Genomic DNA, 25,857 nt, shown 5'->3' on the forward strand with positions numbered 1-25,857 from the left:
AAGATACAAAAAAGTGAGAAATTGTATTTACTTTTCAGGTGATTAAATACATAAATTATTTGTATAAAAAATCTCACTTCAAACGAAGTGAGATTTTTAGGTAGGTGGATAAAGTATTACTTACTTAAATACATTTTTCTGCGAGTATATAAATCGTAGAATGCATCATCTTTTAAACTATCAATAAACAAAATGCTTTCTCCGGTTGATTTCATTTCAGGACCTAATGCTTTGTTTACTTTTGGGAATTTATTGAAAGAAAATACCGGTTGTTTGATCGCATATCCTTTTAACTGCGGATTGAAAGTAAAATCGGTCACTTTTGCGCCCAGCATTACTTTGGTAGCATAATTTACATAAGGTTCGCCGTATGCCTTGGCAATAAACGGAACGGTACGAGATGCACGTGGGTTGGCTTCGATAATATAAACCGTATCGTCTTTAATAGCAAACTGAATATTGATTAAACCTTTTGTTTTTAAAGCGACTGCAATTTTCTTGGTGTGATCTTTAATTTGCTGTAAAACGAATTCACCTAAATTGAATGGTGGTAATGTAGCATTAGAATCGCCCGAGTGTACACCACAAGGTTCAATATGCTCCATAATTCCAATGATATACACGTTTTCTCCATCACAAATTGCATCAGCCTCCGCTTCAACAGCACCGGCTAAATAATGGTCTAACAATAATTTATTACCCGGAATTGATTTTAATAAATCAATAACGTGTTCTTCCAGTTCTTTTTTATTGATAACGATTTTCATTCCCTGACCTCCTAAAACATACGACGGGCGTACTAAAAGAGGGAAGTCTAACTGATCAGCTAATTTAGAAGCTTCATCGGCAGTAGTTGCCACACCAAATTTAGGGAACGGTATATTTAATTCGGTCAATAATTCAGAGAAACGTCCGCGGTCTTCAGCTAAATCCAAAGCTTCGTAGCTTGTTCCAATAATGTTAATTCCGTATTTATCTAATTTTTCGGCTAATTTCAAAGCGGTTTGTCCACCTAACTGTACAATAACTCCTTCCGGATTTTCATGACGGATGATGTCATAAATATGTTCCCAGTAAACCGGTTCAAAATACAATTTGTCTGCCGTATCAAAATCGGTAGAAACCGTTTCAGGATTACAGTTAATCATAATGGTTTCATAACCACATTCTGATGCAGCCAAAACCCCGTGAACACAAGAGTAATCAAACTCAATTCCCTGACCGATACGGTTGGGACCTGAACCTAAAACAACTATTTTCTTTTTATCAGAACGAACCGATTCGTTGGCAGAATAAACCGTACCGTCTGCTTTCTCAATGTCTGCTTCAAAAGTAGAGTAGTAGTAAGGTGTTTGTGCAACGAATTCTGCGGCACAGGTATCAACCAGTTTATACACACGGTTAATGTTCATTTGTTCGCGCAATTTGTGCACTTCACTTTCTAAGCAATTTAACATATGTGCAATTTGTCGGTCGGCAAAACCACGTTGTTTCGCTTCTAACAACAAATCTTTTGGTAAAGTATCTAATTTATGCGTACGTACTTCTTTTTCTAAAGCATACATTTCTTCGTATTGCTTTAAGAACCACATATCTATTTTAGTAATTTCGTGGATAGTGCTTAATGGAATTCCCAATGCAATGGCATCATAAATCACAAATACACGATCCCACGAAGCGTTTTCTAATTTATCTAAAATCTGGTCATAATTGGTGTAACCTTTTCCGTCGGCACCAATTCCGTTACGTTTTATTTCTAATGATTGTGTTGCTTTTTGAAGTGCTTCCTGGAACGAACGTCCAATCCCCATTACTTCACCAACCGATTTCATTTGTAAACCTAAGGTACGGTCTGCACCTTCAAATTTATCGAAATTCCAACGAGGGATTTTTACGATAACATAATCTAAAGTAGGTTCAAATAAAGCCGAAGTAGATTTGGTAATTTGGTTTTGTAATTCGTCTAATGTATAACCTAACGCCAGTTTTGTAGCGATTTTAGCAATAGGATAACCCGTTGCTTTTGATGCCAGAGCAGAAGAACGAGAAACACGCGGATTGATTTCAATTGCCACAATATCTTCTTTTTCATCTGGAGAAACGGCAAACTGAACGTTACATCCACCGGCAAAATTACCAATTGAACGCATCATTTTAATTGCCATATCACGCATGCGTTGGAATGTACGGTCTGATAAGGTCATTGCCGGAGCTACAGTGATTGAATCTCCTGTATGGATTCCCATGGCATCCATGTTTTCAATGGTACAGATAATAACCACGTTGTCGTTTTTATCTCGTAACAGTTCCAATTCATATTCTTTCCAACCTAACAAAGCTTTGTCAATCAACACTTCGTGGATAGGAGAGGCTTCTAAACCATAAGTTAATAAGGCATCAAATTCTTCTTCTTTATGAACAAAAGCAGCTCCTGTGCCTCCTAAAGTAAACGAAGGGCGGATTACTAACGGAAAGCCGAATTCCTGTGCAACTTCTTTTCCTTCTAGAAAAGATGTAGCTGTTTTTGCAGGGGCAAAAGGAATTTCGATTTTCGACAATAACTGCTTAAATTGTTCTCGGTCTTCTGTTACGTTAATGGCATTGATGTCAACACCAATTAATTTTACATTAAAATCTTGCCAAATACCTTTTTCATCGGCCTCTAAACACAGGTTCAACGCTGTTTGTCCACCCATTGTTGGTAAAACCGCATCTATTTCCGGATGTGCTTTTAAGATTTCAATGAGTGATTTGGTTGTTAAGGGTTTTAGATAAACGTGATCCGCCATAGACGGGTCGGTCATGATGGTTGCAGGGTTAGAATTGATCAATATTACTTTGATTCCTTCTTCGCGCAACGAACGAGCCGATTGCGATCCTGAATAGTCAAACTCACAAGCCTGCCCAATAATGATTGGACCAGAACCAATGATTAAAACTGTTTTAATTGAATTATCTTTAGGCATTATTTATAAAGAGATGTTGTTATTTATTTAGAGTAAATTTACTGATAATTAGTTGAAAATCATCTTAAAAAAAAAGACAAAAACCAAAAGGTATAAAAAAAGGCGATACACTTAAAGTAACGCCTTTATTTATGATGGAATATCATTATTTTTTGTGTCTTGGTTCGCTAGAAACCGTTAATTTATGTCTTCCTTTAGCTCTTCTGCGTGCTAATACTTTTCTTCCGTTAGCACTAGCCATTCTGTCCATGAAACCGTGTTTGTTTCTTCTTTTTCTTTTCGATGGTTGAAACGTTCTCTTACTCATTGCTTCTATCTTTAAATATGTATTTTACAAATGTTCAGCTTTGAAAACAGTGCTCCAAAACCGACTGCAAATATACAAATCCTTTTAAAACTCACAAATTGTTTTTTAAAAAATATTAATATTTCTGTTATCGTACTGTGATAATCAAAAAGGGGTTTTATTCCTTGCAGGATTTTACTACATTTGCAAAGTTAAAAATAATAAGGAATGATTAACAAGAATATAAAAATTATAGTTGCAGCCGCTCTATTAGCAACCGCAATTTGGCAGTTCTCAGAAAATTATATTGGTAACGGAATTTTTTTAATAATACTAATGCTTTTAGTGGTATTGGTTTATTTTAAAAATGAAATGCTTATTGTAACCTTGTTTAAATTCAGAAAACAAGATATGGAGGGTGCTAAGAAAATCTTAGATAAAATAAATCCACAAACCGCTTTAATAAAAAACCAACAAGGGTATTATCATTATTTAAACGGAATTATTAATGCGCAGAATAATTTAAATCAGGCCGAAAAAGATTTTCGTAAAGCATTAGAATTAGGTTTAAATCAAAAAGAAGATCTTGCTGTGGCAAAATTACAGTTAGCCGGAGTTGCAATGAGTAAAAACCGGGCAACGGAAGCACAAAAGCTTATTGCTGAAGCTAAACAACACGATGCTAAAGGAATGCTGAAAGAACAAATTAGCATGATGGAGGCACAAATGAAACAAGCTCGTGGTCAAAAAATCCCAATGTGGTATAACCACAGTAAAAAAAGAGGATTTTAATTTTACAACATATTCGTATAAAGCCGTTCGTTTAGAATGGCTTTTTTAACGTTATATAAGTTTATACTATGTATCACAAATTTTTATTGCTATTGATAAGTGTATGTTTTTTCGGTTGTAAATCCGAGAATAAAGAGCGTGCAATTGATTTTTCTAAAGATCGTGATTTTAGGATCATCAATGTTTTTAATGAAAAAAAATATGCCGATTTTAAAAACCGATTGCCTGATAATATTTCTCCGGATGCTGAAAGTCAAGAATCATTTGTTTTTTATTCGTACTTGTCACTAAAACCAAATAATGATTTTACTTTTTTAATAGGAAATCATTTTATGTACGGAACTTATTCGGTAATCAATAAAGATGAAATTCTACTTAAATCAGCAGAATTTGGGGAACTTCCGCTAAAAATTATTAAGGAAGAAAACAATTGCATTCAAGTCTACGGTGATTTTAAAGCGTATAAGAGCGATATGATGCTTGAATTAGACGGAAATACCAATTATTACCTGAATTTAAAAACCGATTTTGAAGCATTAGGAAAAGAAAATGACATTCGTTCCTTACCATTTAATCAATGGCGGTTTAAACCGGTGCAACCCGAAACGGAAGAAGAAATCAAGCAAAGACTGGTTTTAAATTTAAAATATATTGCCGCATATATGCGGGTACACATGTACGGAGATTTTAACGGAATTCACACAGCAGGAATCCACTCTCCGTTCCTTTACGCAAGAAACGGATTGTTTTTATATGAATGGAATCGTGTACCGCCTTTTTGGAAACATGTTTTTTATAATGAAAAAGACGCGGAGAAAGCTTATAAAATTTTAAAGAAAACATTTAATAATGTTGATGCACCAACGTTTATTGATAATTGGCTAGCTTATAACGAAAGTTGCTTGCGAGCAGTAATTAAAAAATTAGAAGAAGATGAAATTTGAAATACAGCAAGCTTTAATTTTAATTTGTTGAGCAGTTTTTTATTAAATTTATAAAAAGTTGTTTAATATGAAATATTTAAGCATTCTATTCTTATTTTTTACTTTTAATTTGTTTGGACAGGTTACGTTTAATGACATTGAATATATGTATCCTTTCGGTAATTCTGATGTTACTTGGTATCGAACTAAAAACGGAAACAGTGGACTTATAAATAAAGACAGTGTTTTTATCACTCAACCAATATTTGATTACGTTTCTACAATTCGTAACGGAATAGCCGAAGCCGGGATAAAAAAAGGGAAGCTGTTTTTTCGTGGTTTTATAAATGACAAAGGTGAACAAATTACCCCATTTATTTACGATTATGTATACCAATCTGGTGATTATTTAATTGTAGAAAAAGATAAGAAATATGGTATGTTAAATAAAACAGGAAACTATATTTTACCTATAGATTACGAATTGATCAGAAATTATGACGAGTTTACATTGGTTCAAAAGAATAATAAAATTGCGGTTTTTTCTGAAGAAAATAAGTTTGTTTCTGAATTTATTTATGACGATTTGGTTGATATCTTTCCAGATTATATTCTACTTAAAAACAGTCAGGGCGATTTTCTTATGAATAAACAAGGTACTATTAGTTATACTGTTAATAAAGATGAGGAGATTAAAGACATGAAAGATTCTTTATTAATTGTTTCAAATAAAAAATTGAATAAAATGTTTCTACGCAATTTAGAAAACATGAATCTTTTTGAATCAAACTACAACGAAATAGAATTTATAAACAATGTTTTAAAAGTATCAAAAAACAAAAAAACGGGAATTGTAACTTACAAAAACCAAATTGTTATTCCTTTAGATTTCTCGAGTATTTATCAATTTAAAGACAATTATTATATTGTTAGTAAAGATAATTTAAAAGGATTGTATCAACAAAGTAATGTAATTTTAAATAAAAAATATAAACATATAACACACTTTTTGAGCGATTATCTATATGTTGTAAATGATAATAATTTAAGTGGCTTATATGATTCTGAACTAAATGTTGTTATTCCTGAAGAATATAAAATTTACGAATATTATAAATCGTTTTATTTAGTTGAACAGTACAATCAATTAACGATTTTTAATATTGAGGATAAATCAACTTTAAAACTAAATTCAAACTACAAATTCCGCAATAAAAATCATTTTAGGATTATTAAGCGAAATTATTTTGTATTGCAAGAAGGCAATAAATACGGTGTTGTAAATTATAAAGGTGAAATTATTATTCCGTTTGAATATGATTATTTGGAAGCTATTTACGCATCTAATAAATTTATTGCTAAAAAGAACAGTAAGTATGGATTTATTTCTAGTAAAAACGAAATTATTAAAGAGTTGAGATTCGATCACGCACAACTGGTTAAAGAAGCTGTTTTCTTTTATTTAAAAGGAAAGATTATTGACAGTTACCCTGCTGAATCTGATTATCAAGAATAAAAAATCCCAAAGTCTATACGAATTTGGGATGATTTAATTATTTTCTCTTAAAACCTTCAGTGGGTATTAAAACATCAAAACTTTTATTTTCCTTAACAATCAATGACGTATCAATTAACCACGGATTGTACAGTTTTAAAAGCTTGTAATTAATGCCTTGTTCCAAAGCCCAGGTTTGCAGATTATCAATGTTGCTGTTTATTTTTACCGTTTTTGTTTTAACAGGGTGATATAATTCATCTTTAGAAAAAACATAGCCGTATTTATCCGGGCTGGTCATTATTTCCTTTAACGCTAAAATTCTGAAAACATATCGCGATGTTTCATCGTTTAAATACATATCGTAATAATCTGTAACACCTTGTGCGGTTATTTGACGTTCAATTCCCGCCATTCCTCTGTTATAGGCAGCAGCAACCAATGTCCAGTTTCCAAATTTAGCATAAGCTTTTTTAAAATATCTGCAAGCTGCTTCGGTAGCTTTAATAACATCATAACGTTCATCAACGGTACTGCTAACTTCCAAATTGTATTCACGGGCAGTATCGGGCATAAACTGCCAAAAACCCTTAGCACCGGCTGATGAGGTGGCGTTAGTCAGCGAACTTTCTATAACGCATAAATATTTAAAATCGTTAGGAATGCCATTGCGTTTTAAAATGGGTTCAATATCCGGAAAATAACGGTTTGCCCGCTTAATAATTAAAGTAGTTGCGGAATGCAAATTAATATTTACCACCATTTCACGGTCTAAACGTTCTTTAACATCAATAATTTCTAAAGGTACACGTTCGCCACAAAAATCAATATTTTTGATATAAAAGGTTGTTTCCGCAGTTTGATTATGTACCGATGTAAATTGATAAAACAATGTGCTACATGTCACAATTCCCAAGATAAGGATAATGTTTTTATACGTTTTCTTCATGATTATTTTCTAAAATTTCTAACAATTTTTTATTGATCCATCGGGCATTTATCAGAACCATAACATGTGTTCCATTCTCTAAAAAATCGGCATTTTTAATTCTTTTAGCCGGAAAAATATGATCTTTTGTGCCGTGTAAATGATAAACGTTTTGAACAGGATTTTTATTTTCCCACAAAATGATATTCTTAAAAGCCCAGTCGAGATAATTTTTAGAACGTACCGACAGGTACTTTTTATACATATCAATTCGTTGGTGTATTTTTTTTGAAGATACTATTTTTTTTGTAATATTTTCAATTAAAGTAACATAAGACGTGGGAAAAAAATGATACAATCCCCATTTTTTTGCCCATTGAATCCGAACAGGAAATTCTGAAGGATCTTTAACACTGGAGATAATGATGACTTTTTCAACCGGAATTATTTTTGCGACTTCCTGAACAATAATTCCACCAAAAGAAACGCCGATTAAAATAGGATTTTTTTCTTTTATCATTAAGGCTATTCGTTTAGAGTAGTGTTCTAAAGATTCCTTTTTTTCAGGTTCTAACCATTCAATAAAATGTAAATTGTATTTAGAATCATTTAATTTTATATTTTCAAAAATCTCACAGTTTGCCGCCATTCCCGGCATAAAATAGATGCTTTTCATCTAATTGCTTCTTTGTAATTAATAGAAATTTGTTGCGTTTTTAAAAAATATTTCATTAATTTGTGATAATAATGAATAAGATATTAAGATTTAATTTTTAAAAATACTTTTTAAGTATAAAAAGATCTTCTTGTTTATTTATAAAACGTGGTATAAATATAATAGAAAAAAAGTTATATGGAATTTAAAAATAATGAATTGTTACGACAATTTGAGGCAAAATGTGGAGAAAGACATCTTATTATTGAATACTCTATACAGGAACGAAAACTTTTTTTAACAAAATTAAACACGAATGGTTGTGATGATGAGGTTTTAATAAACGATTTTATTAAAAGTATTTTAGATAAAGCAGAAGAAAAACGATTGAGAATTGTTCCTGTAAATTCTAACATCATAACTTTTTTTAAGAAAAATCCAAGATATCGCGAGTTATTAGCAGTAGGGATTAAGATATAAAAAATACGCATCTTATTCTAAAGATGCGTATTTTTATTAATTCTATACTAATTCTTTGACAAAATCAAACCGTACCAAACCGTCTTCATCTATTTTTGTCAGATGAATATCGTGCAACGTATTGACCAATTCCGGATTCCAGGGGGCTTTTACTTTGACGTAATTTTCGGTAAATCCGTGAATGTATCCTTCTTTATTTTCACTTTCAAAAAGAACGGTATGTGGTGTATTTAACTGACTTTCATAAAAAGCTCTGCGTTTTTTAACTGATAATCCGCGCAACATTTTACTGCGTTTTGCTCGTACATTCGCAGGAACTATGCCATCCATCAAAACAGCTTCGGTATTATCGCGTTCTGAGTAAGTGAATACGTGTAAATACGAAATATCCAAGTCATTTAAGAAATGGTAGGTTTCTAAAAATAACTCGTCTGTTTCTCCGGGAAAACCAACAATCACATCCACACCAATACAAGCATTGGGTAGTACTTCACGGATTTTTGCTACACGTTCTGCATACAACTCCCGTAAATAACGACGTTTCATTTTCTTTAAAATGGTATTAGAACCTGATTGCAACGGGATATGGAAATGCGGAACAAAACACTTGCTTTTTGAAACAAAATCAATTGTTTCATTTTTTAAAAGATTTGGTTCGATGGAAGAAATACGCAAACGCTCAATTCCCGGAACGGTATCTAAAGACTGAACCAAATCGAAAAACGTGTGTTCGTGTTTTTTATTTCCAAATTCGCCTTTGCCGTAATCGCCGACATTCACGCCCGTTAAAACAATTTCTTTGATTCCTTTGGCAGAAATTTCGGCTGCGTTTTTCATCACGTTTTCCATCGTATCCGATCGGGAAATTCCCCGGGCCAACGGAATCGTGCAATAAGTACATTTGTAATCACAACCGTCCTGAACCTTCAAAAAAGCACGGGTTCTGTCGCCAATTGAATAACTGCCAACATAAAAATCAGCTTTTTCAATCTCACACGAATGGATTTCGCCCATATCGTTTTTAGATAAATCGTGAATATAATCGGTCAGTTTAAATTTTTCAGTAGCTCCCAAAACCAAATCCACACCGTCAACGGCGGCTAACTCTTCGGGTTTTAGTTGTGCATAACATCCCACAGCGGCAACAAAAGCTTTGTCGTTGTTTTTCAATGCTTTTCGAACAATTTGTTTGAATTGCTTATCGGCATTTTCGGTAACCGAACAGGTGTTTATCACGTAAATATCAGCAACATCTTCAAAATCAACACGATCAAAACCTTCTTCGGAAAAACTCCGGGCAATGGTCGATGTTTCCGAAAAATTCAGCTTACATCCCAAAGTATAAAACGCTACTTTTTTTCTGTTTTCCATAATCATCACTACAAGTAGTGTAAAATTTCATTTATCTTTACTAACTGATTACAGTTGGTAATTTGCAAATTTACAAACAAAATTTGGTTTGATGAAATATCCGTTTAACTACCTTTTTTTTATAAGTATTTTATTTTTAGTAAGTTGTGCTAAAAAAGAAAATCAATTCACAGACAACGATGTGTTCCGTTACAACGAGAGTGCCAATATTCAAACATTAGACCCGGCATTTGCCCGAAATATGGCGATTATCTGGCCTTGCAATCAATTGTTTAACGGTTTGGTTCAGTTGGATGATTCCCTGCACGTGAAACCCGATATTGCCAAAAGCTGGACGATTTCTGAGGATGGTTTAAACTATAAGTTTACGCTGCGGAATGATGTGTATTTTCACAAACACAGCAATTTCGGAAAAGACAGTACACGTCTGGTTACGGCACACGATTTTGAATACAGCTTTGACCGTGTTTTGAGTGAACGTCTGGCATCGCCTGGCACGTGGGTTTTTCAAAATGTAAAAGATTATCAGGCGAAAAATGATTCGGTGTTTGAGATTTATTTAGAAAAGCCTTTTCCTGCGTTTTTAGGGTTGTTGTCGATGAAATACGCATCGGTAGTTCCCAAAGAAATTACCGAAGACCCAAAGATTGATTTTCGTTCCAATCCCATCGGAACAGGTCCTTTTCAGTTTAAAATCTGGGAAGAAAACGTGAAATTGGTTTTTCGAAAAAATCCTTTGTATTATGAAAAAGATGAAAAAGGACAGCAATTACCTTATTTGGAAAGTGTTGCAATTAGTTTCTTGCCGGACAAACAAAGCGGATTTTTACAGTTTATTCAAGGGAAATTAGATTTGATTTCGGGATTAGACCCATCGTACAAAGACGAAATATTGCAACCTGATGGAAAATTGCAGGAAAAATATGAGGATAGAATAAAAATGCTGACCGGTCCGTATTTGAATACCGAATATTTGGGATTCAATATGAACGATCCGTTGATGAAAGAAAAAAGAATCAGACAAGCATTGAATTACGGTTTTGACCGAAATAAATTAGTAGCTTATTTACGTAACGGAATGGGCGATGGAATGGTAAACGGTATTATTCCCAATGGTTTGGCAGGTTTTGTGCCGGCAAAGGATCATTTGTACAATTCGGCGAAAGCAAAAGAGTTGATTAACGAAGTGAAAAACATTCGAAAAACACCCCTCGAAATCACGCTGAGTACCAATAACACCTATTTGGATATTGCAGAATATTTGCAGCGCGAATGGGAGAAATTAGGCATAAAAGTGAAGATAGATGTAATGCCGCCAAGCACGCTGCGTCAGGCAATCGCTACGAATAAACTGGAGTTTTTTCGCGGAAGCTGGATTGCAGATTATCCCGATGCAGAAAATTATTTATCACTGTTTTACAGCAATAATTTTACCCCAAACGGACCGAATTATACCCATTTTAAAAATGAGAAATTTGATGCGTTGTATCAAAAAGCTTTACAAACCGTAAACGATACGGAACGTGCAGAAATCTACAAACAAATGGATGCCATTATTGCAGAAGAAGTTCCTGTAATCATTTTGTTTTACGATAAAGTAGCTCGTTTTACGCAAAATAACGTTCACGGATTAGGCACCAATCCTATGAACAGTCTGAATTTGAAATATGTAAAGAAAGAATAGATAAAACATAACACACGCACTACTATTATGAACAACCTGATTATAGTTATTATTGATGATGAACCGAAAGTCCGTGAAGGTTTGAAAGCGTATATCAACCGGCTGTTTCCTGAAAGCAGGTTTGAGTTACATTTATGTAATTTTATCAAAATAATGATTTTATGTATTAAATGTAAACTACAACCTATCTTTTGAAAACGTAAAACCTACCTTAGCCGATAAAAAATTATAATTGTTTATATATTTTTCCCAATCGGGATGCGTGTTAGTGCGCATTTTATTGATAGAATATTTTAAGCCAAAAGTTACATAAGCTTTGCTACCAATTTTATGTTGGTAATCAAGCCCCAAACCTAAACCATCACTTTTAGAGTTAAGTTCTTTTTCATAACCTTTTGTCGTGTAATCTGAATTATCATAAGAGATATAAGGCTCAAAAAGGCTTTCAGATGTTATTGGCTGATAATAACTCAAATAAAAACCAGGCGTAAAAACAGTTGTTTTTTCAAATTCACCAAAGTATTGATTGTTTTTTACACTCATTCTGTGTAATGCTGCATGGATACCAATTGTAAAACGATTATAACTAAATATACCTAAACGCGCAGTAATTGAAGGAAAAGCTTCTTCGTGAGCATCGCCCATCATACTTTTATTGGGTGATAAATTTGAAAAACCAATGGTAAACTGAAAAGTATTTACAAAAGAGATATTTTGATGGCTTTCTGAATTTTCTGTTTGTGCTTTACCTGCAAATCCTATCAATGCAAATAAAAGAAGAATAGCTTTTTGCATGATTAATAATTTAATGTTCCTAAATTAACATAATAATTGATTGTGTTATAATGCGAAATATATCCATAGACTTTGCTATCATAACCTTTTGATATTTTTATAGCATAAACACTTGTGTTAATATTTCTGGGAATACTTAGGCTTATAATGCCGGAATTATTCGTGTATGTTTTTGAAATGGTATTACCGTTGTCTGAGTAATAGTTAGCATTATTCTCAGGGTTATTGTAGTTGATTTCAGAGATTACTCCAGAGTTTGGGGTTGCATTGTACACAGGGTATACTCGTACTTCTGCATTTGTTAGCGGAAGATTGTTATAAAGTACTTTCCCTTCTATTATAATACGCTCATCTCCTTCATAATAATCATCTCGACAGGCGGTAAGTAATAAAACTGTAAAAATAAATAGTAGTATTTTTTTCATAATATTAAGTGTTTAACTCTAATTTCATTGCAAAACAAATAGTTTCATCTAATTTAATATAAAAATACACTTCTTTATCATTTTTGCAATAAAAAATAGCGGCTTTTTGATGATATGTTAATTCTTTTAGGTAATTGATGTCAATGCCTTTAATGGTGTTTTTCTGAAGTATTTCAATGGGTAAACAATCTAAACACCATTCTATATACTTAACATTATTTACGTGATTTAAAGCGTCTAAATCTGAATAAACAACCTGATGTTCTTTAATAAATTGGGTGTTTTTGGTGAGATCAATTCTGGAAAAACTTTGTATTGTAGGTTTCTTTTCGGGATATTTCTCTAAATGATTATGAGAAATTGCTATGCTTTCCGGTCTGCGTTTTTCGGTATTTAAAACCACCCAAAGACTGTTGGCTCCAACAATTTTATGACCGTTTAAAAACACATTAAAATCACGAATAGATTTGATACCTGAAAGGGTTTCAATCCATGTTTCCACTTCAATAGTTTCGTGCCATTGTGGTAAATGTTCCATTTCAAGTCGCATACTGCTTAAAACCCATGCCTGACTGTTTTTTTGCATATCGTCATAACTCATTCCGCCCAAATCTGAGTGTTTTCCGGCAACAGCCTGTAACACTTTTAACAAATCGGCAATGCGCATTTTTGAATTTAAGGCACATTGATCAATGGTAATTTCGCAAGAACCTTTGTAAATTGATGAAAATTTATCGGGTAAATTCATTAATGTAATTTAAAATGTTTTGTAAAGGCTCTTTATAAGAAAACCACTGAGTATGTTCGTTCCGTTTAAACCAGGTTAGCTGTCGTTTGGCAAAACGGCGGGTATTTTTTTTAATTTCTTCTATGGCTTCTTCTAAGGATATTTTTTCGTCAAGATAGTCAAATAATTCTCTGTAACCAACCGTTTGTAAAGCATTTAGGTTTTGGTGGCTTTTTAAACCGGCAACCTCGTGCAGCAAACCATTGTTCATCATTAAATCAACCCGTTGATTGATTCGTTGATACATTTCTTCGCGCGGTGCTTCTAAACCTATGAGGATAGGAGTGAAGTTGCGTTTGTTTTTTTCCTGATTTAAAAAAGAAGAATAAGGAGCTTTTGCTGCCATACTAACACCGATAAATCGTTTCATTCGTTGTTGATTTACGAGTGTTTGCGGATTGTTTTGCTGTAAGAAATCAAAATAATCGGGGTCTAATTCTTGTAATTTTTCTTGCAGATATTCTATTCCTTTTTCGTTATATCGGGCATTGATTTCAGACTTGATTTCATCAGATACATCCGGAAATTCATCAAATCCCTTAATAATGGCATCAACATATAAACCCGATCCGCCAACAACAATCTGCACATTGTTTTGTGAAAATAAATCGTCTAATAAAGGCAACACTTCGCGCTCGTAATCACCCACGTTATAATTTTCGGTAATTGACTTGTTCTGAATAAAATGATGTGGAGCCTGACTTAATTCTGCTGCGGAAGGTACTGCGGTTCCAACAGCCATTTCTTTAAAAAACTGTCGACTGTCGCAGGATACAATATCGCATTTAAAATATTTTGCCAACTGAATGGATAGAGCGGTTTTGCCAATTGCAGTTGGTCCCACAATTACAATTAAATAATTAGTTAATTTCAACTGTTCCATCTATAAGTTTTTCACCGCAATTATAGCAGTAATTAGCAAATTCATTGTAAATATATGTTTTACAACGAGGGCAGTTATTTTTTATGTCTTTACTTTTTCTGTTTCTCGATAATTCGGCTGTTACAATTCCGGTGGGAACCGCGATAATCCCGTACCCCATAATCATGATAAAAGACGCAATGGTTTTACCAATAGGGGTAATAGGGGCAATGTCTCCATAGCCAACGGTTGTCATTGTTACAATACACCAGTAAATACTGTTGGGGATATTGCTAAAACCGTTATGACCACCTTCTACCATAAACATGATTGTTCCTAATACAATCGACATTACAATGACAAAATACACAAACACAATGATTTTGTTCATACTTGCCCGCAACGATTCTTTAATATGCGACGATTGATTTAAAATGGGAATTAAATCTAAAATGGCAAATAACCGCAACAAACGCAATGTTCTGATAACACCTAAAACTTCGGAACCGGGAATAAAAAAACTTAAATACATTGGCAACAAAGACAATAAATCTACCACGCCGTAAAAACTAAAAATATAGCTTAACGGCTTTTTGTTGCTGATAATCCGTAATATGTATTCAATTGAAAAAAAGACGGTAATAATCCATTCACTTATGTAAAAGAAGGAGTGGTATTTGTTGTCAAACTTTGAAATACTTGCCATCATTATTAAAAGTAAACTTAACAGAATCACTCCTAATAAAATTAAATCAAACGTTTTACCGGCTATAGTGCCCGATCCGTGAATTAAGATATACGTTTTTTGGCGTAATATTTCGTATTTCGTTTTTATATGTTTCACTTTAAAACGATATAATTTTATAATCTTTTTTTGTGTAAAGATAATGTTTTATTGTGTTAAGAACATCTTTTGTATAAATAAGCGGAATTAGGATCTTATTTAAAACCTGAAGGTTTAAAATCTGATAATTTAAATCGAAAAAACAATAACCTTTAAACAGACCGTTTTCAATTAAAATTGCACTTTTTTCATTTAAATTTCTGCCTTTCATAACAATGATTAAATTGTTGTATTTTAATTGATTGCTTTCAATTAAAGAATCAAATAATTTGTTGTGCATCTCTGTTGGATAATTCACATTTTCTCCAGATGTAAGTGCGTTTTGAACTTCTTCTACAATTTCATTTTCCCGATATAATTCGTTGATGAACTGTAACGCATTTTTTTGATTTTTAAAAGATTGAATGGCTTTTTTTCGTCCGTTGGTTTTATTTATTTTCAATGTTTCGTAACCGTTCTCCAGTTTTTCTTGATAAACAGCCCATAAATAAGGTGATTTTCTTTGTACGGTATTTAAAACAGGTTTGTTGTGCAGTAGTTCTTCACGTTCTTTTAACTGAGCGAATAGCTCATTGCCGGTTTCTTCGAATGTTACCGTATAAACTTCTTTTTGAATACGTTTGGCAATTTTGCTGTCGGCAGTAAAAATCTGATTGAGTTTTTTACGGATATTGTTGCTTTTACCTATAAAAATAATGTTTCCTTTATCATTATGAATATAGAATATTCCCACAGATGAAGGAATTTTTTCTAAAATATCAAACAATTTAGGCGAGATGCCTTTGTACAATTCATTTTTAATCTGTTGTTTAAGAATTTGCTTGTCGGTGTCTTTATCAAGCAGCAGTTTAAATAATTTAAGTGTAGCCAACGCGTCACCACTTGCCCGGTGGCGGTCAGCAATGGGAATACCTAAAGACCGAACCAGTTTTCCTAAACTGTAAGCCTGGGCATCGGGCAATAAAATTTTAGATAGTTCAACGGTACACAACGTAGGTCTGTTAAACGGATATCCCAAACGGTCAAATTCCAACTTTAAAACTCTGTAATCAAACGGAGCGTTATGAGCAACAATGATACAGCCTTCGGTAATTTCAATGATGCGTTTTGCTACTTCAAAAAATTTTGGAGCTTGTCGCAACATCGCATTGTTAATTCCTGTAAGTTTTACAACAAACGGCTGAATAGGAATTTCGGGATTTATTAAACTAATGAACTGGTCAACAATTTCAACTCCGTCAAATTTATAAATGGCAATTTCGGTAATTCCTTCTTTGTTAAATTGCCCTCCGGTGGTTTCTATATCTATTATTGCGTACACTTTGCTTGTTTAGCAGTTATAAAGATTAAATGGTTTTAACCTAACTGATTAAATGGCTAAAATAAGAAAAAAGAGAATGTACTTTTTACTTCTAATCAAAAAATCAGTTTGATAATGGTTGTTTTCAAAAAAATAAATTTTATACTTCGTTAAACAACAACTTTATGTTCTGGTATGAATTTTTTAATAATTCAGGAATATTTTTCTTATCTACCCAAATTACTTTTTCAATACCTTCTTCTAATTGCCCGTGTAATTCGCCCTGATAATCTGTTTTCATAGCAAACCAATGGGTTATTTTTAGCCTGTATTCGCCGTTGCGTTTAAAAATATGATAGGTTTTTTCTAAACGTTCACTAATTTTAAGGTTTTTACAGCCCGTTTCTTCTTCTACTTCGCGAATGGAAGTTTCTTCAATGGTTTCATTTTTTTCGATACCGCCTTTTGGTAAGTCCCACTTTCCGTTTCTAAAAATAAAAAGAATCTGTCCTTTCTCGTTCTCAACTAAACCGCCACCCGCTTTATTAATGGTGATTTTTTCTTTTAAATGCTTTATTAAATAATTTTCATCGGGATGATATAAATAAGCATTTGTAACCTGACCTGCAAAATATTGTGCTATTAATTTCTGAATATCAACAGTGTCTAATAAAAAATATTGAAAATTAGTTTCTTTTTCTAACTTACTGGTTAAAAAAAGTGGTTTATCATTAATAAAAACTTTATACATTTGTAACTATGATTTTTAATGACAACTCAGCACAGAAAACGGCGGAATTGCTTTTACAAATAAACGCAATTAAATTAAATCCAAAAAATCCTTTTACATGGGCTTCAGGATGGAAGTCGCCAATTTATTGCGATAATCGCATAACACTTTCTTTTCCAGAGATTAGAACGTTTTTAAAAAATGAATTTGCAACGAACATCGTAGAAAAATTCGGTAAACCCGATTATATTGCAGGCGTAGCAACAGGTGCCATTGGTATTGGTTTATTGGTTGCCGAAGCTTTAGAATTACCTTTTATTTATGTACGCCCCGAAGCTAAAAAGCATGGTCGTCAAAATCAAATCGAAGGTCAGTTTGAAGAAGGCAAATCGGTTGTGGTTGTAGAAGATTTAATCAGTACGGGAAAAAGCAGTTTGCAGGCAGTTGAAGCCTTGCGTGCAGCAAACGCAAATATTTTGGGAATGGCTGCTATTTTTACTTATGGATTTGATGTGGCAGCAGAAAATTTTAAAAACGCCAACATTGAATTGGTTACTTTAAGTAATTATCCCACCTTGTTAAAATCGGCAGTAGCAAAAGAATATATTTCTCAGGAAGATGTTGAAACACTATCAACCTGGAGCAAATCTCCATCAACTTGGGGTGTTTAATATAAAATTTACAAGAATTATGAACTTAGAAAGTCCAAAAGTAACTGTTTCTAAATCTTCAGCCTATTTATTTGAAGCTTTATCTGATATTAAAAACTTTGAAAAGTTAATGCCCGAGAATATTGCTAAATTTGAGGTAATTGATGAAAATTGTTTTGAATTTGGTTTAAAGGGAATGCCTGAAATTAAACTGGTAAAGAAAACAGCTACGCCAACATCAGAAATTGTCTTAGGCGCGGCAAGCAGTAAATTACCATTTACATTAACGGCAAAATTAGATGAAAAAGCAGCGGAAGAAACAGCTGTTCAATTGTTTTTTGAAGGAGATTTCAACCCAATGATGGCAATGATGATTAAAGGTCCTATCAGTAAATTTATTGAAACCTTAGCTACCAATATGGTAAAACTATAATTTTGAAAAAGACCACTTTAATGGTCTTTTTTTTACTTATTTTTTAGCAAGAGTCTTTATAAATAATTGTACTTTTGTAATACTTTTTAATTTTACACTAAAATAATATTTAATATGAATTCATTTGACGTAGTTGTAATAGGTTCTGGACCTGGAGGTTATGTAGCGGCTATCCGTTGTGCTCAGTTAGGAATGAAAACTGCAATCATTGAAAAATATCCTACTTTAGGAGGAACTTGTTTAAATGTAGGATGTATTCCTTCAAAAGCCTTATTGGCATCATCACACCATGTGGATGAAATCAAACATTTTGCGGATCACGGTATCGAATTACCAGGTGAGGTAAAAATTGATTTAGAAAAAATGATTGCCCGTAAACAAGCAGTTGTAGATCAAACATGCGGCGGTGTCAAGTTTTTAATGGATAAGAACAACATTACTGTTTTTGAAGGTGTTGGATCTTTTGAAAATGCAACTACCGTTAATGTAACAAAAAACGATGGATCTGTTGAGCAGATTTCTGCTAAAAACACCATCATTGCTACAGGATCTAAACCATCGTCTTTACCGTTTATCTCTATCGATAAAGAACGCATCATTACTTCAACTGAAGCTTTAAAATTAAAAGAAGTACCTAAACACTTAATCATTATTGGTGGTGGTGTAATTGGATTAGAATTAGGTCAGGTTTACTTACGTTTAGGTGCACAAGTATCTGTTGTAGAATATGCAGATCGTGTGTTACCAACTATGGATGGAGCTGTTTCTAAAGAACTGACTAAAGTTTTGAAAAAAGCGGGTATGAAATTCTATACTTCACATAAAGTTCAAAAAGTAGAAAGAAACGGAGAAACAGTTTTGGTTGAAGCTTTAAACGCTAAAGGAGAAGTGGTTGCGTTAGAGGGTGATTACTCTTTAGTATGTGTTGGTCGCCGTCCTTATACAGATGGATTAAACGCAGATAAAGCAGGTGTTAAAATTACAGAAAGAGGTCAGGTTGAAGTAAACGATCATTTACAAACAACAGCTGCTAACATTTATGCAATTGGCGATGTTGTTCGCGGAGCCATGTTAGCACACAAAGCAGAAGAAGAAGGTGTTTTGGTTGCGGAACAATTAGCCGGACAAAAACCGCATATTGATTACAACTTAATTCCGGGTGTAGTTTACACGTGGCCTGAAGTTGCTGCTGTTGGTAAAACAGAAGAGCAGTTAAAAGCTGAAAATAAAGAATACAAAGCAGGTCAATTTCCATTTAAAGCATTAGGTCGTGCACGTGCAAGTGCTGATTTAGACGGATTTGTAAAAATCTTAGCAGATAAAACTACCGATGAAATCTTAGGATTCCATATTGTAGGTGCCCGTGCTGCCGATTTAATTGCAGAAGCTGTTGTTGCTATGGAATATCGAGCATCTGCAGAAGATATTTCTCGTATGTCGCATGCACACCCAACGTTTGCAGAAGCTATTAAAGAAGCTGCTTTAGCAGCTACAGAAAACAGAGCGTTGCACGTTTAATAAAAAAAGAGGTTTTTAAAAACCTCTTTTTTTATTTCTAAAATTTGATGCGATTTTGAGACGGTGGTTATTGCACTTTCGTCCTTTTAGAAAATATATAGGTAATTACTTGACAAACCCTGTTTTCAAATCGTATATTTGCAAGCTCAATCTTTTTTTGAGTTAAACTTAACGGACTCTGATTCATTATGAAGTTATCAAATTTTAATTTTAATTTACCACCTGAATTATTAGCAGAATTTCCTGCAGAAAACCGCGATGAAGCCCGCTTAATGGTTGTAAATCGTAAAGCAGGAACAATAGAACACAAACTTTTCAAAGATTTAATAGATTATTTCGATGAGGGCGACGTAATGGTATTAAATAACACCAAAGTTTTTCCGGCCCGTTTATACGGTAATAAAGAAAAAACCGGTGCACGTATCGAAGTTTTCTTGTTACGCGAATTAAATGAAGAACAACGTTTGTGGGACGTTTTGGTAGATCCGGCAAGAAAAATCCGTATTGGTAATAAATTATATTTTGGTAACGACGATTCTTTAGTGGCAGAAGTAATTGATAATACCACTTCACGCGGACGTACTTTGCGTTTTCTTTACGATGGTTCTTATGAAGAATTCCGTTTGAAATTGCGCGAACTTGGCGAAACACCTATTCCTAAATATATCAACAGAGAGGTAACTCCGGAAGACGAAGAGCGTTACCAAACGATTTATGCTACAGAAGAAGGAGCCGTTGCTGCACCAACAGCAGGATTGCATTTTTCTAAACATTTATTAAAACGATTGGAAATTAAAGGCGTTGATTTTGCAAAAGTTACGTTACATATTGGTTTGGGAACATTTAATCCGGTAGAGGTAGAAGATTTGTCTAAGCACAAAATGGATTCTGAAGAATTGATCATTACGCAAGAAGCCTGTGATATTGTAAATAAAGCCAAAGCTAACAAAAAGAAAATTTGTGCTGTGGGAACCACATCAATGCGTGCTTTAGAAAGTTCTGTTTCATCAAATCAAACATTGAATCCTTTTGAAGGTTGGACGAACAAATTTATTTTTCCTCCTTATGATTTTAGTATAGCAGATTGCATGGTTACTAATTTTCACATGCCTAAATCAACATTATTAATGATGATTTCTGCATTTACAGGACACGATTTAATGATGAAAGCGTATGACGAAGCGGTAAAAGAAGGATATAAATTCTACTCGTATGGTGATGCCATGCTGATTTTATAGAATAAAAATATAAAGAATAAAAAATCAGGTATTATACTTAAATAATACCTGATTTTTTTGTTATTGTGAGAAGTAAACTAACAATCGGAAAGGTTTACGGCAACAGCCAATCCGCCTTCTGAAGTTTCTTTGTATTTATTGTTCATATCTTGTGCGGTTTGCCACATCGTGTTCACTACTTTATCTAACGGAACTTTTGCGTTTTTAGGATCGGTGTCTAATGCCAGTTCGGCAGCGTTAATAGCTTTAATGGCACCCATGGTGTTGCGTTCAATACACGGAATTTGAACCAATCCGGCAATAGGATCACATGTTAAGCCCAAATGATGTTCCATGGCAATTTCGGCAGCAACGGTAACCTGTTCAGGTGTTCCGCCCATTAATTCGCATAGTGCCGCAGCAGCCATAGCCGATGACACACCAATTTCTGCCTGACACCCACCCATAGCAGCAGAAATAGTTGCTCCTTTTTTAAAGATAGAACCTATTTCGCCGGCAACCATTAAAAACCGTTTGATTTCTTTTTCACCCGCTTTGTGATTTTCGATTACCATATAGTACATTAAAACGGCAGGAATAACACCGGCACTTCCGTTGGTTGGTGCGGTAACCACACGACCTAACGAAGCGTTTACTTCGTTTACTGCCAACGCAAAACAGCTTACCCATTTTAAAATCTGACGGAAATAAACCTTTGTTTTACGAATGGTTTGTAGCCATTCTTGCGGATTATTATAAGGTAAATCACTTTTTAATTTTTGGTATGTATCAAACGCCCGGCGACGTACATTTAAGCCACCCGGCAATGTCCCTTCAGTATGACAGCCAATATAGATGCATTCCAACATGGTATTCCAGATACGCATCAATTCTCTGTCGATTTCTTCAGGCGATCGTAACGATAATTCGTTTTGGTAAACCAATTCAGAAATCGATTTGTTTTCTTGTTTACAAAATGCCAATAATTCTTCGGCTTTATCAACAGGAAAAGGAAAAGTAGCTTTTATTTCTTCTTTTTCTGCATTTCCGGCCGATTCTTCTTTTACAACAAATCCACCACCAATAGAGTAGAAGGTAGAAATATACTGCGAATTGTCATAAAATGCAGTAAAAGTTAATCCGTTGGCATGAAAAGGCAAAAAGTTTTTATTAAAAACAATATGATCTTTTGGAATAAAATGTATTTTTCTGACATTACCCAAATTCAATAAATGGGTTTCATTAATTTCATTGATAATTCCGGAAATATCATCAACAGGAACGTATTCTGGATCGGCACCGCTTAATCCCAGCATAACAGCCAAATCGGTAGCATGACCAATTCCGGTTAACGAAAGCGACCCGTACAAATCAACAGTAACGCGTTCTATCCTTTCAAAAATATTTAAATCAATTAATTCGGCAATAAAACGTTCGGCAGCACGCCACGGACCTAATGTGTGGGAGCTTGAGGGACCAACGCCAATTTTTAACATATCAAAAACCGAAATACATTCCATAATTTATCAAAAAAATAATAAGACGAAGATACGGAAAAATAAACGGAACTTTTTTAAATTTTTGTTAGATGTGATAAATGTTTGTTTAAGCAATTTTGGCATTAAAATAAAACATTCGTTGTTTCTTTTTATGACACTGTGTCATTAAAAAAACTATTTTTTATGACATTTTTTATGTTTTTTCATTTAGGCACAACCTTTGACTAATAGAAACCGTGAACAAATCACAAAATAAAATACAAAGTAAAATACATAAAAAGATATGAGTAAGATAATTGGAATTGACTTAGGAACTACCAACTCTTGTGTTGCTGTAATGGAAGGTAATGAAGCAGTGGTAATTCCAAATGCAGAAGGTAAAAGAACAACACCATCTGTAATTGCCTTTGTTGAAGGCGGAGAAATTAAAGTGGGTGATCCTGCAAAACGTCAGGCGGTAACAAACCCTACAAAAACCATAGCGTCTATTAAGCGTTTTATGGGCGAAAAATTTTCTGGAGTTCAGGATGAATTAAAGCATACTGCTTATAAAGTAGTTAAAGGCGATAACGATACACCGCGTGTTGATATTGACGGACGTTTATACACACCACAGGAATTATCGGCAATGACACTTCAAAAAATGAAAAAAACCGCAGAAGACTATTTAGGTCAGTCGGTTACTGAAGCGGTTATTACCGTACCAGCTTATTTTAACGATGCACAACGTCAGGCAACTAAAGAAGCCGGAGAAATTGCAGGTTTAAAAGTACGCCGTATCATTAACGAACCTACTGCTGCAGCGTTGGCTTACGGTTTGGATAAAGGCGGACAAGATAAAAAAATTGCGGTTTATGATTTAGGTGGAGGTACATTTGATATTTCGATCTTGGAATTAGGTGATGGTGTTTTCGAAGTATTGTCAACGAACGGAGATACCCATTTAGGTGGTGACGATTTTGACCAGGTAATCATCAACTGGTTAGCAAACGAATTTAACAGTGCTGAAGGTGTAGATTTGCGTCAGGATCCAATGGCATTGCAACGTTTAAAAGAAGCTGCTGAAAAAGCAAAAATCGAGTTGTCATCATCAGCTCAAACAGAAATCAATTTGCCGTATGTAACAGCTACTGCAACAGGTCCAAAACACTTGGTACAAACATTAACCCGTGCAAAATTTGAACAATTGTCAGATGATTTAGTACGCCGTTCAATGGAACCCTGTAAAAAAGCATTACAAGATGCAGGATTGTCAACATCAGACATTGATGAAGTAATTTTAGTTGGTGGATCTACACGTATCCCGGTAATTCAGGAACAAGTAGAGAAATTCTTCGGTAAAAAACCATCAAAAGGAGTAAATCCTGATGAAGTAGTAGCTTTAGGAGCAGCTATTCAAGGTGGGGTGTTAACAGGAGACGTAAAAGACGTATTGTTATTAGACGTTACACCGTTATCATTAGGTATTGAAACAATGGGTGGCGTTTTCACAAAGTTAATCGAATCGAACACAACCATTCCTACAAAGAAATCACAAGTATTCTCTACAGCAGTAGATAATCAACCGTCGGTCGAAATCCACGTGTTACAAGGTGAACGCCCAATGGCAAACGATAATAAAACAATTGGTCGTTTCCATTTAGACGGAATTCCGCCAGCACAACGCGGTGTACCACAAATTGAAGTTACTTTTGATATTGATGCAAATGGTATCATTAAAGTATCGGCAACTGATAAAGGAACAGGTAAATCACATGACATACGTATCGAAGCTTCTTCAGGATTAACACCGGAAGAAATTGAAAAAATGAAGAAAGAGGCAGAAGCAAATGCTGAAGCAGATAAAAAAGCTAAAGAAACTGCCGATAAATTAAATGAAGCAGACGGAATGATTTTCCAAACCGAAAAACAGTTGAAAGAGTTTGGAGATAAATTATCAGACGGTAACAAATCGAACATCGAAGGCGCATTGGAAGAATTGAAAAAAGCATACGAAACTCGTGACGTTGCGACTATTCAACCGGCTTTAGACAAAATCAATGAAGCTTGGAAAGCAGCTTCTGAAGAAATGTACAAAGCTCAAGCCGATGCACAGCAAGGTGATGCACAACAAGCACAGCCAAACCAAGAAGGCGGTGATGCTACACAAGATGTAGATTATGAAGAAGTGAAATAATTAGTGATTAATATCAACCATTAATAAGCAATAAAACGCTGTAAATGTTATGTTTACAGCGTTTTTAATTTTTATTCTTTTTTGTTTTTACGCTATTTTAGTTGCTTTTTTTAAGATAATTGTACTGGAACTTAAAAGGGAGATAAATGGAATTTATAGATACTTATGATAAATATCGGCGATGAATAAAATGAAAAACAATGTCTTGTCTGTGAGGGGAAATTTGATCCCAAAAGAGTAACTTCTGTTTTTTGTCCAGATAAATGCAGTAAAAAAGAATATAAACAAAAGATGTTACAGCTTAAGAAAGAAGAGAAGTTGAAAGCATTGATAGATAAAATACCAGAGGATCGATTGTTTATTTCTGTTCCGGAATAACCCACGAAAAATTTGAAGAACTCATCATCAAAGAGCCGGACTTTTTAGGATTTCAAAGAATGAAAACCGAGAAAACACTGATGAATATGGAGAAAATATTTAAAGTTCAGAAAGCTCAACTATTAAAAAACAAAACCGATTTAGAAGCCAAAACGAAACAGATTGTTGAACTTTCTACCCAAAATAAAAGTTTAAGAAAAGAAGTACAATTTTCTAAAAGCAAAAACAGTATTCTGCTGACCAACGAAAGTGTTTTTGCTGTTGAAAAGAAAAAATATCTGGATTCGGTAATAAATACTTTGGAAAAAGCAATCCAATTTGAAAGACTAAAACAACTGGATATGCAAATAAAAATTCCAGTTAAAGTTAAGCGACATTTTTGTAAAATTTATTTTGATTGTTAAACTCTTCTATTGTTTTGTAATTCAGTGCTCGGTGTCTTCTTTTTTTATTGTACCATACTTCTATATATTCAAAAACTTCTATTTCCATTTGTTGCTTTGTAACGAGCTTGTTCCCGTATATTAACTCGGTTTTCAGTGATTTAAAGAAGCTTTCCGCTACTGCGTTATCCCAACAATTTCCCTTTCGTGACATGCTTCGGGTTACGCCGTAAGACTCCAGTACATTGGTAAATTTCTTTGTGGCATATTGCACTCCTTG

25 protein-coding genes are annotated in these 25,857 nt (G+C 33.9%); 11 read left to right on the forward strand and 14 right to left on the reverse strand.

Going from position 1 to position 25,857, the window contains the following annotated elements:
- Positions 1–116: 116 nt before the first annotated feature.
- Both carB and rpmH read right to left on the reverse strand, forming a co-directional pair.
- Complete coding sequence (carB, locus tag BLW20_RS04355; protein WP_091096742.1) at positions 117–2,966, reverse strand: carbamoyl-phosphate synthase large subunit; 2,850 nt, start codon at positions 2,964–2,966, stop codon at positions 117–119.
- Positions 2,967–3,111: 145 nt separating this feature from the next.
- Positions 3,112–3,273: a 50S ribosomal protein L34 gene (gene rpmH, locus BLW20_RS04360; RefSeq protein ID WP_008464848.1), complete on the reverse strand. Its 162-nt coding sequence runs from the start codon at positions 3,271–3,273 to the stop codon at positions 3,112–3,114.
- Positions 3,274–3,480: 207 nt separating this feature from the next.
- Between rpmH and BLW20_RS04365 the strand changes: the two genes are divergently transcribed.
- From BLW20_RS04365 to BLW20_RS04375, 3 genes are all read left to right on the forward strand, one after another.
- Positions 3,481–4,044 (forward strand): hypothetical protein, encoded by a 564-nt coding sequence (locus BLW20_RS04365; RefSeq protein WP_091096745.1) that lies wholly within the window; start codon positions 3,481–3,483, stop codon positions 4,042–4,044.
- A 68-nt stretch (positions 4,045–4,112) separates the two neighbouring features.
- The gene (locus BLW20_RS04370; protein ID WP_091096747.1) at positions 4,113–4,988 is read left to right on the forward strand and encodes a hypothetical protein; all 876 of its coding nucleotides are present in this window, start codon (positions 4,113–4,115) and stop codon (positions 4,986–4,988) included.
- Positions 4,989–5,055: 67 nt separating this feature from the next.
- Entirely contained in the window at positions 5,056–6,483 is a 1,428-nt protein-coding gene (locus BLW20_RS04375; protein ID WP_091096749.1) for a WG repeat-containing protein, read from the forward strand.
- A 37-nt stretch (positions 6,484–6,520) separates the two neighbouring features.
- On the opposite strand, the gene BLW20_RS04380 is transcribed toward BLW20_RS04375, so the two are convergent.
- Together BLW20_RS04380 and BLW20_RS04385 are read right to left on the reverse strand one after the other, a co-directional pair.
- Positions 6,521–7,411: a lytic transglycosylase domain-containing protein gene (locus tag BLW20_RS04380; protein WP_091096751.1), complete on the reverse strand. Its 891-nt coding sequence runs from the start codon at positions 7,409–7,411 to the stop codon at positions 6,521–6,523.
- Positions 7,395–8,066 carry an alpha/beta hydrolase gene (locus BLW20_RS04385; RefSeq protein ID WP_091096753.1) on the reverse strand — a complete coding sequence of 224 codons (672 nt, stop codon included), beginning with the start codon at positions 8,064–8,066 and terminating at the stop codon, positions 7,395–7,397. Before BLW20_RS04385 ends, BLW20_RS04380 begins: the two co-directional genes overlap by 17 nt.
- A 177-nt stretch (positions 8,067–8,243) precedes the next feature.
- Here BLW20_RS04385 and BLW20_RS04390 point away from each other — a divergent pair, with 177 nt between their 5' ends.
- Positions 8,244–8,525 (forward strand): GNAT family protein, encoded by a 282-nt coding sequence (locus BLW20_RS04390; RefSeq protein WP_091096755.1) that lies wholly within the window; start codon positions 8,244–8,246, stop codon positions 8,523–8,525.
- A gap of 42 nt (positions 8,526–8,567) precedes the next feature.
- On the opposite strand, the gene mtaB is transcribed toward BLW20_RS04390, so the two are convergent.
- Positions 8,568–9,896: a tRNA (N(6)-L-threonylcarbamoyladenosine(37)-C(2))-methylthiotransferase MtaB gene (gene mtaB, locus BLW20_RS04395; RefSeq protein WP_091096757.1), complete on the reverse strand. Its 1,329-nt coding sequence runs from the start codon at positions 9,894–9,896 to the stop codon at positions 8,568–8,570.
- A gap of 91 nt (positions 9,897–9,987) precedes the next feature.
- Between mtaB and BLW20_RS04400 the strand changes: the two genes are divergently transcribed.
- The gene (locus tag BLW20_RS04400; protein ID WP_091096759.1) at positions 9,988–11,580 is read left to right on the forward strand and encodes an ABC transporter substrate-binding protein; all 1,593 of its coding nucleotides are present in this window, start codon (positions 9,988–9,990) and stop codon (positions 11,578–11,580) included.
- A 177-nt stretch (positions 11,581–11,757) separates the two neighbouring features.
- Here BLW20_RS04400 and BLW20_RS04405 read toward each other — a convergent pair whose 3' ends face one another.
- The 7 genes from BLW20_RS04405 to BLW20_RS04435 all read right to left on the reverse strand — a co-directional run bounded on the left by BLW20_RS04405 (position 11,758) and on the right by BLW20_RS04435 (position 17,344).
- The gene (locus tag BLW20_RS04405; RefSeq protein WP_091096761.1) at positions 11,758–12,375 is read right to left on the reverse strand and encodes a hypothetical protein; all 618 of its coding nucleotides are present in this window, start codon (positions 12,373–12,375) and stop codon (positions 11,758–11,760) included.
- 2 nt (positions 12,376–12,377) lie between these two features.
- Positions 12,378–12,800, reverse strand: coding sequence for a membrane lipoprotein lipid attachment site-containing protein (locus BLW20_RS04410; protein ID WP_091096763.1), 423 nt, complete (start codon positions 12,798–12,800; stop codon positions 12,378–12,380).
- Positions 12,801–12,804: 4 nt separating this feature from the next.
- On the reverse strand, positions 12,805–13,548 hold the full coding sequence (locus BLW20_RS04415) for an acyl-[acyl-carrier-protein] thioesterase (protein WP_091096765.1): 744 nt from the start codon (positions 13,546–13,548) through the stop codon (positions 12,805–12,807).
- Positions 13,532–14,470: a tRNA (adenosine(37)-N6)-dimethylallyltransferase MiaA gene (gene miaA, locus BLW20_RS04420; protein WP_091096767.1), complete on the reverse strand. Its 939-nt coding sequence runs from the start codon at positions 14,468–14,470 to the stop codon at positions 13,532–13,534. The genes BLW20_RS04415 and miaA overlap by 17 nt, the downstream gene beginning before the upstream one ends.
- A complete protein-coding gene (locus BLW20_RS04425; protein ID WP_091096769.1) occupies positions 14,448–15,293 on the reverse strand; it encodes an ion transporter in 846 nt (281 codons plus the stop codon). Before BLW20_RS04425 ends, miaA begins: the two co-directional genes overlap by 23 nt.
- Before the next feature lies 1 nt (position 15,294).
- Positions 15,295–16,614, reverse strand: a complete 1,320-nt coding sequence (locus BLW20_RS04430; protein ID WP_091096771.1) for an exonuclease domain-containing protein — start codon at positions 16,612–16,614, stop codon at positions 15,295–15,297.
- A 139-nt stretch (positions 16,615–16,753) separates the two neighbouring features.
- On the reverse strand, positions 16,754–17,344 hold the full coding sequence (locus BLW20_RS04435) for an NUDIX hydrolase (RefSeq protein WP_091096773.1): 591 nt from the start codon (positions 17,342–17,344) through the stop codon (positions 16,754–16,756).
- 8 nt (positions 17,345–17,352) lie between these two features.
- Here BLW20_RS04435 and pyrE point away from each other — a divergent pair, with 8 nt between their 5' ends.
- The 4 genes from pyrE to queA all read left to right on the forward strand — a co-directional run bounded on the left by pyrE (position 17,353) and on the right by queA (position 21,162).
- Positions 17,353–17,994 carry an orotate phosphoribosyltransferase gene (gene pyrE / locus BLW20_RS04440; protein ID WP_091096775.1) on the forward strand — a complete coding sequence of 214 codons (642 nt, stop codon included), beginning with the start codon at positions 17,353–17,355 and terminating at the stop codon, positions 17,992–17,994.
- Between the two features lie 19 nt (positions 17,995–18,013).
- Positions 18,014–18,406, forward strand: coding sequence for an orotate phosphoribosyltransferase (locus BLW20_RS04445; protein WP_091096777.1), 393 nt, complete (start codon positions 18,014–18,016; stop codon positions 18,404–18,406).
- 114 nt (positions 18,407–18,520) lie between these two features.
- Complete coding sequence (lpdA, locus tag BLW20_RS04450; protein ID WP_091096779.1) at positions 18,521–19,924, forward strand: dihydrolipoyl dehydrogenase; 1,404 nt, start codon at positions 18,521–18,523, stop codon at positions 19,922–19,924.
- 188 nt (positions 19,925–20,112) lie between these two features.
- Positions 20,113–21,162, forward strand: a complete 1,050-nt coding sequence (gene queA / locus BLW20_RS04455; protein WP_091096781.1) for a tRNA preQ1(34) S-adenosylmethionine ribosyltransferase-isomerase QueA — start codon at positions 20,113–20,115, stop codon at positions 21,160–21,162.
- Positions 21,163–21,239: 77 nt separating this feature from the next.
- On the opposite strand, the gene BLW20_RS04460 is transcribed toward queA, so the two are convergent.
- Positions 21,240–22,661, reverse strand: coding sequence for an L-serine ammonia-lyase (locus BLW20_RS04460; protein WP_091096782.1), 1,422 nt, complete (start codon positions 22,659–22,661; stop codon positions 21,240–21,242).
- A gap of 262 nt (positions 22,662–22,923) precedes the next feature.
- Between BLW20_RS04460 and dnaK the strand changes: the two genes are divergently transcribed.
- Entirely contained in the window at positions 22,924–24,816 is a 1,893-nt protein-coding gene (gene dnaK, locus BLW20_RS04465) for a molecular chaperone DnaK (protein WP_091096784.1), read from the forward strand.
- A 464-nt stretch (positions 24,817–25,280) separates the two neighbouring features.
- Positions 25,281–25,598: a hypothetical protein gene (locus BLW20_RS04470; protein WP_218143508.1), complete on the forward strand. Its 318-nt coding sequence runs from the start codon at positions 25,281–25,283 to the stop codon at positions 25,596–25,598.
- Here the strand turns inward: BLW20_RS04470 and BLW20_RS04475 are convergent.
- On the reverse strand, positions 25,561–25,857 hold a 297-nt coding region (locus tag BLW20_RS04475; protein WP_143037735.1), incomplete at its 5' end, for an IS3 family transposase. The two genes, BLW20_RS04470 and BLW20_RS04475, sit on opposite strands and share 38 nt — an antisense overlap.

The organism is Paenimyroides marinum, from assembly GCF_900108395.1.
GTDB classification, from domain to species: domain Bacteria; phylum Bacteroidota; class Bacteroidia; order Flavobacteriales; family Flavobacteriaceae; genus Flavobacterium; species Flavobacterium marinum.